Origin of the sequence: Microcoleus sp. N3A4 (assembly GCF_036701805.1) — a bacterium.
Taxonomy (GTDB): domain Bacteria; phylum Cyanobacteriota; class Cyanobacteriia; order Cyanobacteriales; family Microcoleaceae; genus Microcoleus.
Window position 1 is genome coordinate 50162 of sequence record NZ_JAUBRJ010000047.1, and the last position, 9357, is coordinate 59518.

The following is a 9357-nucleotide window of genomic DNA, read 5'->3' on the forward strand; positions in this document are numbered from 1 at the left end:
GTTTGTAGGGTGCGCCACAAGCACCCTACAGATTACAAATTATGCAGTTTCGTGCTGTTTGCGCCATGCCGGATGCCACAGCAATTCAGCAGTCGATCGCTTCTCGACCATTTCAGGAGTAATCATACAGTGAGCCACATCCTTGCGAGAAGGCAATTCGTACATCACATCTAGCATTAACTCCTCTAAAATGCTGCGGAGAGCTCTCGCGCCAGTTTTGCGGCGGTAGGCTTCCTGGGCGATCGCCCGCAGCGCTTCCGGCTGGAATTCCAACTCCACGCTGTCCATTTTCAACAGCTTTTGATACTGCTTCACCAGCGCATTTCGGGGCTCGGTCAATATTTGCATCAAAGCTGCTTCATCCAGCGGCGAAATCACCGTCACCACCGGAATCCGCCCGACAAACTCAGGAATCAAACCAAACTTGACTAAATCGTCGGGCTGTACCTGCTGCAAAATATCAGCAGCCCGCTTATCCTTGGCCGGCAAAGTTGAGTTACTGTCGCTTTCTGTTGGCTGAATAAAGCCTAAAGATTTTTTACCCAAACGCTGTTCAACTATTTTTTCTAAACCGACAAAAGCACCGCCGCAAATAAATAGAATCTTGCTCGTGTCAACTTGAATAAAATCTTGGTAAGGATGTTTGCGGCCGCCTTGCGGGGGCACGTTAACCACCGTTCCTTCCAACATTTTTAGCAGGGCTTGCTGCACTCCTTCTCCCGATACATCCCTTGTGATCGAAGTGTTTTCGCTTTTGCGAGCAATCTTGTCAATTTCATCAATATAAATAATGCCGCGCTGCGCCGATTCGACATCAAAATCCGACATTTGCAGAAGCCGCAGCAAAATATTTTCTACATCGTCGCCGACATATCCAGCTTCTGTCAGCGTCGTCGCATCGGCTACCGCAAAGGGGACTTCGAGCATTTGCGCCAAACTTTGCGCTAACAAAGTTTTGCCACAACCTGTCGGCCCAACTAGCAGGATGTTGGATTTTTGCAGTTCTACATCGCTGTCAGCAGAAGACTTGTCGCTATCTTTAGCTTGGTCAACGCTCAAGCGCTTGTAGTGGTTGTAAACTGCTACAGAAAGGACTTTTTTTGCTGAATGCTGGCCGATGACGTGGTTGTCTAAATGCTGCTTAATTTCTGTCGGTTTCGGAATTTGAGCTAAAACGATTTTCGATTTGTTCGATCGACCTTGACGCCGCGTTCCTTGTCCCTGAGACTCTCGCACCTCTGATTGGGGAATCTGTTGACCAATTGTTTTGCTGGAGTCAAAAAACTCTTCTTCTAAAATTTCATTGCACAGTTCCACGCATTCATCGCAAATGTAGACGCCGGGCCCAGCTATTAACTTGCGGACGTACTCCTGCGACTTGCCGCAAAATGAGCATCTGAGATGGGAGTCATATTTTGACATATTTGCCTCTTACTTTACGGTTGCGGTTGCTTTCTTTGACTGGGGAAGTTGCCGCGCGATCGATCTTAGCCTTACCCTAGAAAGGTTTCCCGCGGACACCAAAACCAGTCAAGCTTCGCCGACTCTATTTCTAAGTTAACACTTGTGAGGCATTAGTGATTAGTCATCAGTCATTCGACCGATTAAAATATTTTAATTTTCACCGGCCGAGTTTAGCGACACTTGCTTACCATTTTTTGTAGGCTAAAAATTTCCCCGACATAATTAATTTCACTCGATCGCCTTTTGGGTCTGCTTCTTTCTCGACATCCAAAGTAAAGTCTACCGCGCTCATAATCCCGTCACCAAATTTTTCATGTATCACTGCTTTGAGCGGCATCCCGTAAACCTGCATAATTTCATAGAACCGATAAATCAGAGGGTCAACTGGAACTGAGGGATCCAAAGAACCTTTTAACGGAGGTTCGCAGAGAACCGCAACCGTCTCGCCATCTAGTCCCAAAGCCGAGACAATTTTCTCTGCTTCCTCTTCAGATGCGGTTGCTTGACGGTAAATAACCGCGGCAATCCAAACTTCGTCGCGCCCCAAAAGTTTTTCCAAATCTGCAAAACTAATTCCCTTAGCTTTTTTAGCAGCCAAAAGCTTTTCTGTAATTTGTGAAATTGCCATTAAATATGCTCCTACTCACTGCTGTGTTAGATGTGAAATTTGTCTCACATTTTGGTGATTTTGTCAATACCAAGCTGAGAAAAAAAACAGAATCGATCGCTCGGAACTTCAGCAAAAGCTGGTCTCCTCAACTTCGACAACTCATATCGTTTCCAGTTGCATGGGTATTGTTCAAATGTCCAAACAGTCAACAGTCAACAGTCAACAGTCAACAATCAACAATCATTTCGAGGAGTGCAACCGGAATTGATATCACAACTGATAAATCCCAAAATAACTCATCACTGCCCTGCGGCAATGATACAGTTGGCAGTATATGTAGTACAAGTTACACAGGCAAAGGCAGTCGGCAGTCGGCATTCGGCCGAATTTTTATCGTGCTAGCCTGAAGCTCAATCCTCCCTCGCGCAGCCACAGCCCCTTTACCGCTCACAACCGGCAACTGACAAAAGTATGGAGATTCAGACCAAAGATTACACGATCCACTACGATCGCGCTACCCAAACAGTCACCTGCTGCGGCTCGTTCCGGCTCAGCCAGATGGAAGAATACACGCCGATCGTCGATCTGCTCAACGAAGTGGCTGACTCCTCGCCAAACACGATTACTCTAGACTTGCGAAAGCTAGAATTTTTAAATAGTTCGGGAATTAACATTGTCTCAAAATTTGTGATCAAAGTGCGCCAGCAAAAAAATATTCAAATCGCCATAAAAGGCTCTAAACACATACCGTGGCAGGGAAAATCCCTGAAGAACTTGCAGCGGCTGATGCCTTCTTTACACTTAGAATTGGAATAGTAAATCGAAAAAGGTAAAAATCAGTGCAGGCTAAGTCCGAGAACCAAGATAAGGGCGGCCCAAGTTAATGGGAATAAGTCATAGTTAAGTTACCACCAAATCCTAAAAAACTCTCAACAGACTAAAAATTACCAATTGTCAATTGCTATGCAGGAAGAACCATCACGAGAACAGCTACTTTTGGACGTTCAGCGACTGAGTGCGGAACTTGAAAACTTGAAACGCGAAAAGGCTGAGCTAGAAATTTTGCTGGAGACTACCACCGAACATTCGGATACGATGAAAGCTGACTTGCTCGGCAAAGCTGAGGTGGCAGCGCTCTCAAGCGAAGACCAGTTTCGGGCGATCGCCTCAGCAACTCCCGTTCCGGTATTGGTTTCTCGCCTCTGTGACGGCTTAATTCTCTATGCCAACGCTCAATTGGCTTCTCTGCTGAACATACCCTTAGAAAAATTGATCGGCAGCAGCACCCCAGACTTTTACTTCAACCCCGCCGATCGCCCAAAGATACTTGACACACTTACCAAAAACGGTTATCTCAAAAACTACGAACTCCATTGCAAAAAGGCAGACGGCACTCTCTTCTGGGCGATGATTTCCGTTCAGCCCCTTCAGTTTAACGGCGAACAGACAGCATTGTGTGCATTGTACGACCTCACCCAGCGCAAGGAAGCAGAACAAACCCTCCAAGAGAGCGAAAAGCGGCTCCGCCGCCAGAGTCTGGCTTTGTTGCAGCTAGGCCGGCAGAGAACTTTCAACAGCGGTGCGCTGAATGTGGGAATTCGCGAAATTACCGAAGCGGCAGCCCGCACTTTGGAGGTGGAAAAAGTCAGCGTCTGGCTTTACAACCATTTCAGATATGGAACTCGCTACCCGATCGATCCTCGCCTAAATTTTACCGAGAGAGCGCTCGCCCACAACCAAACAGAATCAATCGATACAGAGACGGCCGCCCGAGAGGAAAAAGAGTCGGTCAATCCTGCAAAATTTAAAATCCCCAACCTCAAATTAGTTTGTCTCGACTTGTACGATCGCACCCACGAGAATCATTTGAGCCGCGAGTCCATATTGGCAAGCGATTTAAACTTTTCAGTTTTAGGTGTCGAAGGCGACGCACCGGGCGAAAACTTGCGATCGGACAAAGCTTTAGAACCTGCGCCAAACAGTCAAAACTCTATAAAAACAAATTTGTACCCCTCATCTTCGATAGCGGAACATTTCGCTGTGCAGCCGAATGCCACCAAGCCCAATTCATGCATATTAAATGTAGCAATTAGGCTCGGCGGCCAGATCGTGGGCATCCTCTCTCTCGAACATATCGGCGCGCCCCGCCAGTGGGCTTTGGAGGAGCGCACCTTCGCCGATTCTTTGGCAAATTTGGTAGCGCTGGCGATCGAAGGATTTGAACGCCAGCGGGCTCAGGAAGCACTCTCTAAAGCCAAAGCGCAGCTAGAAATGACCGTCAATCAGCGCACCGCTCAACTCACCGCCGCCAATAAACTGCTCCGCATCGAAATTGCCGAGCGCAAAAGAGCCGAAATAGCTTTGCAAGAAGCCGTACACAAAGCTGAAGCAGCTTCCAGAGCTAAAAGCACTTTTTTAGCCAATATGAGCCACGAGCTGCGGACGCCGCTCAACGCGATTATCGGTTACAGCGAAATGCTACAAGAAGAAGCACTGGAATCGGGACTCGAAAACATCATTCCCGATACCCAAAAAATTTACAACGCCGGCAAACACTTGCTGACTTTAATTAACGATATTCTAGACCTTTCTAAGATAGAAGCCGGTCGGATGGAGCTTTATTTAGAAAAATTTGACCTCGGCAATTTAATAGAAGAAGTCGTTGCAACTTTGCACCCTTTGGTCGAAAAAAATCACAATCAATTGCAAGTTTCTTGCTCTGTGAATTTGGGAGTGATGTATGCAGATTTGACTAAAGTCCGGCAAATTCTGTTCAATTTGCTCTCGAATGCCCTGAAGTTTACCGAAAGTGGAACGGTGCTGTTGAGCGCGACTCGCGAACGCGCAGGCGGCAGCGATTGGCTTTATTTGCAGGTATCTGATACGGGGATAGGGATGTCGGCAGAACAGCAGCACGGTTTGTTTGAACCTTTTATTCAAGGGGATGCTTCGACTACTCGCAAGTACGGGGGCACCGGTTTGGGATTGGCCATTAGCCGCTTGTTTTGCCAGATGATGGGGGGCGATATCTCTGTTGAGAGTCAGTTGGGTGTTGGATCTACTTTTATTGTTCAATTAAAGGCAAAAGTTGATATTAGTTAGAACTCACATCTTGCACCATTCTCAAGAACAGGCAAGATGCCTGTTCCACAAAGAGTAGATTTTCTTGTGGGGTGGGCATCCTGCCCTGAAAAGATTATTGAGAATGGTGCAATATCTCAGTTACAAGGAACAACGAAGAAGGAAGAAGGAAGAATCATCGATTACCGATTCCCAATTCGCAATGCCCAATGCCCAATGCCCAATGCCCAATTCGCAATTCCCAATTCTTATTGATCATTGTGACGCCGATCGCGATCGACCTCTGTTGCTCATCACAAAGTAGCATTTTTTCTCAGCCTAGAATACCTATATTATCCCAAACTTTTGCCGCAAGCAGGATATGGCGTCTCGCTGCATTCACAAGTCGCACCTCAACCTCATGCAGGGAGTGGGTGTTGCTTGTAGGAGGGCAATTTGGTAAAAGTAATCAGGACTTACCATCGGGGCCCAGAAACCGGATTTTTTACCGAATCTGCGGTCTACAACCCGTCTTTTCGTAAAAAAACCCGGTTTCTCAACAATCGTGCGTAATATCGTTTCCGGTTGCATCGGAATCATAAAATCGAGTCAACAGTCAACCGATTTGAGATTTGAGATTTGAGATTTTTAACAGTCAACAGTCAACAGTCAACCGATTTGAGATTTGAGATTTTTAACAGTTAACAGTCAACAGTTAACAGTCAACAGTTAACAGTTAACTGTTAACAGTCAACAGTCAACAGTCAACAATCACGGACGGTGTAACCGGAATTGATATAAGTTCTAAGTAATGCTATGGTCGCTAACCAGTAGAAGGCAAAAGTTAACAGGAAATCAGGAATTATCAAAGGTCTCTGGACGCAGAAACACAATTCTGCTTTTTGCCTTCAAACTGCTGCTTCTACTGGCGAGATAGCAATGCCACTGAAAGCTGCGTGCAAATTCTCAGAATCAAAGGAGTGCATCTACATGATTAAACCTTGCAGTCAACCGCTAAAAATAAATCCTTTCACTTGCCATCGCGATCCCGCTACAGGCAGGTGGATTACTGTAGCTACAAATGTTGAGAACACTTGCGAAACAGACTCTAGTTTGAAAGCAACAGGCGAAGGCGAAAACGAAGGTAAAGTAGAAACGAGTCTTTCGCCTTCGCCTGCTGTCTCGCTGCCGAAAAAACGCCTTTCCTTCTCCTTGCCTCCCCTTAAAAAGCTTGCTAAAAAATCTGCTGTCGCTGTTAGCAGGTAGCGATCGCAGGGGCCTAATCTAGTTTCCACGGTTAGTCCCCGGCGATCGCCAAACAAAAAAACCAACTTATTCATAGCATAAATTGTCAAAAGTTGATATACTGCCAGCAAACTTTCTCCTTCAACATCCGTGAAGTATTTGCTCGATCGCTGCATCCAATTTGTATGGACAAACCGACCAATTCGCCAGCGGGGAACAGTCATCGTTGCTATCCCCGTGATTTGTCTGTTTGCTTCGCTGATAGCAATTGCAGGGCTCCGGGATAGCGGCCTACAGATGAGAAAGCGAGGAGATACTAATAGGGCAATACTTCAGGAAACTAACCGCTTGTTAACCCTCGTGGTGGATGCGGAAACGGGCATTCGGGGTTACGGGTTGACGAAGCGCCGCGAATTTATATCACCCTACTCAGAAGCCAAGAAGAGTTTGCCTCCGCTGCTGGCTAAACTCAAGGTTATGGTTCGAGAAAACAAACTGCAAGTTCAGCAATTTGAAGAAATTAAACAAAGTACCGAACAGGAAATAAATTTCTTGCAAAACACTTTGAATAAGCTCGACAGTTCGGCAACAAGCGTGCAGTCGGCGGAAACAATTCAGGTGTTCGCTCAAGGTAAATTGAAGATGGATCGACTGCGCGAAAAATTTAATGCGTTTGCTGATGCGGGCGAAGCCTACCAGAAAGCTCTAGATCGGCAAAGACGGGATTTGATAGATTTCACTAATTTCGTGCAAGTTGCTGGTTTGCTTTTCGGCTGTTTGGGTGCAGGGGCTTCTTGGTATTTATTTGATAGTTTAGAGAAGGAATTGAGGAAGCGGGAAGCTGGCTTGGAAGAAAGTAAAAGTCGCATTCAAGCTGTGGTAGACAATGCGGCTGACGGTATTATTACTTTGGACGCACGGGGAAATATTGAGTCTTTTAATGGGGCGGCAGAAAAGATTTTTGGGGAGAAAGCCGATCGCATAATTGGCTCGAACCTGCGGCGGCTGATTGCTCAACCGCAGCCGGACTGCAGCGCGGGGGATTATTCGATCGAATATTTTGTGTTAAATCCCGATACTGCGCTGAAGACTTACCAGCAAGAAACAGTGGGAATTCGCAGCGACGGAACTAAGTTTCCGATGGAGTTGGCTGTCAGCGAAATGCGTCTGGCAAATCAACACTTGTTTATTGCGATTTGCCGCGATGCCAGAAGAAGGAAAGAAGCTGAGGAAACTCTACGCAAGCAAGCGCAAATGCTGGATTTGGCGAACGATACGATCGCGGTACTCGACTTGAACGGGGCGATTTCTTATTGGAATTTGGGGGCGAAGTGGCTCTACGGGTGGCGGAAGTCGCAAGCAATCGGACAAAATATTCACGAGCTTTTGCAAACAGAATGGACGCAACCTTTCGAGGCAATTCAAAAAGTGTTTTTCGAGCGGGGTTCTTGGCAAGGGGAACTGGTACGCACCAAGGCAGACGGCACAAAAATAACGGTGGCCAGCCGGTGGACTTTGCAGCGCGACGATCGAGATCAACCTGTGGCTATTTTGGAAATCAGCAACGATATTAGCGATCGCAAGCGTTCAGAAATGGCTTTAGCCGAAAGCGCGCAGCGGTTTCGGGCTACTTTTGAGCAGGCGGCAGTCGGCATGGTTCAAAAGACTGTGGAAGGCAAATTTATGTTAGTCAATCAAAAACTTTGCGAAATTTTGGGCTACAGCCGCCAAGAATTGGTGGAAAAAAGATTTCAGGAGATTACTTTTCCCGAAGATTTGGCAAGCGAACTGGAACTTTTGCGCCAATTGTTAGCAGGAGAAATTGAAAATTACTCTCTAGAAAATCGCTATGTCCGCAAAGACGGAGAGTTGGTGTGGGCACACTTGACAGTTTCGCTGCTGCGAGAACAAGATGGCACTCAATTTCTGATGGGTGTGGTAGAAGATATTAGGGAACGCAAACAAGCTGAGGAATCGCTGCGGTTGCGCGCTGAAGAATTGAGGTGGACAGCTAACACGCTGGCTCAAACGACGAGTATTTTGAGAAAGCGGAATCAAGAATTAGACCAGTTTGCTTATGTAGTTTCTCACGATTTGAAAGCGCCGCTCAGGGCGATCGCCAATCTCAGCAGTTGGATAGAAGAAGACCTCAGCGAGTCGATGACAGAGGATACTCTGCACCAAATGAACCTGCTGCGCGGCAGAGTTCACAGGATGGAAGGTTTGATTGAGGGACTGCTGCAATATTCCCGCGTCGGACGGATTCAAGTAGCTTCAGAAATGGTAAAAGTTGAGAAGTTATTAGCAGAAATTATTGATTCGTTGGCGCCGCCCTCTGGATTTGAGGTGAAAGTTGAACCGGGAATGCCAACTTTTGTGACTGAAAGATTGCCGTTACAGCAGGTTTTTTCTAATTTAATTAGCAACGCCATCAAGCACAACCGAGCTGAATCGGGTAACGTAACAATATCGGTTAAAGAGTTAGATGATTTTTACGAGTTTTCTGTGGCGGATGACGGGCCGGGGATTGCTCCTCAATATCACGATAAAGTTTTTGTGATTTTTCAGACCTTGGAAGCGCGCGATAAAGTTGAAAATACTGGCATTGGTTTGTCGTTGGTGAAGAAAATTGTGGAAGGTCAAGGGGGCAGTATTTTGCTGGTATCGGCCGAGGGTGAGGGAGCTATTTTTCGGTTTACTTGGCCGAAGCAATCTATGAGCAAACAGGTAAAGTAAAAAAACTGTGATTGTTGGTGTCAATTTACAGCAGATTGCAGGTTTATGAAGTACACTCGCCTATCGATCGCTCCCCCTAGGGACACTCCAAGAGCCCATAGGTGTCAACTTAACGTCAAACCCAGTCACAGAATAGTGTTGGACTATTAAGCCTAGATCCCCCCTAGCAGGGCACGCACGCAGGGTGGATTAATTGTCATCCTAGAAATAGGTACGTAATTGGGCTTTAGCCCTCTTTAGAC

The 9357-nt window shown here is 46.5% G+C and carries 7 protein-coding genes; 4 read left to right on the plus strand and 3 right to left on the minus strand.

All coding sequences use genetic code 11. From position 1 onward, the window contains the following. Positions 1 to 39 precede the first annotated feature (39 nt). Entirely contained in the window at positions 40 to 1422 is a 1383-nt protein-coding gene (gene clpX, locus QUA56_RS23955) for an ATP-dependent protease ATP-binding subunit ClpX (RefSeq protein ID WP_333362544.1), read from the minus strand. A gap of 226 nt (positions 1423 to 1648) precedes the next feature. Next, entirely contained in the window at positions 1649 to 2092 is a 444-nt protein-coding gene (cynS, locus tag QUA56_RS23960) for a cyanase (protein WP_333362547.1), read from the minus strand. 453 nt (positions 2093 to 2545) lie between these two features. Between cynS and QUA56_RS23965 the strand changes: the two genes are divergently transcribed. The 3 genes from QUA56_RS23965 to QUA56_RS23975 all read left to right on the plus strand — a co-directional run bounded on the left by QUA56_RS23965 (position 2546) and on the right by QUA56_RS23975 (position 5410). Beyond that, positions 2546 to 2890: a slr1659 superfamily regulator gene (locus QUA56_RS23965; RefSeq protein WP_333362550.1), complete on the plus strand. Its 345-nt coding sequence runs from the start codon at positions 2546 to 2548 to the stop codon at positions 2888 to 2890. A 147-nt stretch (positions 2891 to 3037) separates the two neighbouring features. Beyond that, positions 3038 to 5176, plus strand: coding sequence for an ATP-binding protein (locus QUA56_RS23970; RefSeq protein WP_333362553.1), 2139 nt, complete (start codon positions 3038 to 3040; stop codon positions 5174 to 5176). Positions 5177 to 5212: 36 nt separating this feature from the next. Then, a complete protein-coding gene (locus QUA56_RS23975) occupies positions 5213 to 5410 on the plus strand; it encodes a hypothetical protein (protein ID WP_333362556.1) in 198 nt (65 codons plus the stop codon). 731 nt (positions 5411 to 6141) lie between these two features. Here QUA56_RS23975 and QUA56_RS23980 read toward each other — a convergent pair. Beyond that, positions 6142 to 6603 (minus strand): hypothetical protein, encoded by a 462-nt coding sequence (locus tag QUA56_RS23980; protein WP_333362559.1) that lies wholly within the window; start codon positions 6601 to 6603, stop codon positions 6142 to 6144. A gap of 73 nt (positions 6604 to 6676) precedes the next feature. Here QUA56_RS23980 and QUA56_RS23985 point away from each other — a divergent pair, with 73 nt between their 5' ends. Next, positions 6677 to 9115 carry a PAS domain S-box protein gene (locus QUA56_RS23985; protein WP_333362562.1) on the plus strand — a complete coding sequence of 813 codons (2439 nt, stop codon included), beginning with the start codon at positions 6677 to 6679 and terminating at the stop codon, positions 9113 to 9115. Positions 9116 to 9357 lie beyond the last annotated feature (242 nt).

Excerpts from the sequence above, each read along its gene's own strand:
- clpX (WP_333362544.1), bottom strand. The coding sequence starts at position 1,422 with ATGTCAAAATATGACTCCCATCTCAGATGCTCATTTTGCGGCAAGTCG.
- cynS (WP_333362547.1), bottom strand. The coding sequence starts at position 2,092 with ATGGCAATTTCACAAATTACAGAAAAGCTTTTGGCTGCTAAAAAAGCT.
- QUA56_RS23965 (WP_333362550.1), top strand. The coding sequence starts at position 2,546 with ATGGAGATTCAGACCAAAGATTACACGATCCACTACGATCGCGCTACC.
- QUA56_RS23970 (WP_333362553.1), top strand. The coding sequence starts at position 3,038 with ATGCAGGAAGAACCATCACGAGAACAGCTACTTTTGGACGTTCAGCGA.
- QUA56_RS23975 (WP_333362556.1), top strand. The coding sequence starts at position 5,213 with ATGCCTGTTCCACAAAGAGTAGATTTTCTTGTGGGGTGGGCATCCTGC.
- QUA56_RS23980 (WP_333362559.1), bottom strand. The coding sequence starts at position 6,603 with ATGACTGTTCCCCGCTGGCGAATTGGTCGGTTTGTCCATACAAATTGG.
- QUA56_RS23985 (WP_333362562.1), top strand. The coding sequence starts at position 6,677 with ATGAGAAAGCGAGGAGATACTAATAGGGCAATACTTCAGGAAACTAAC.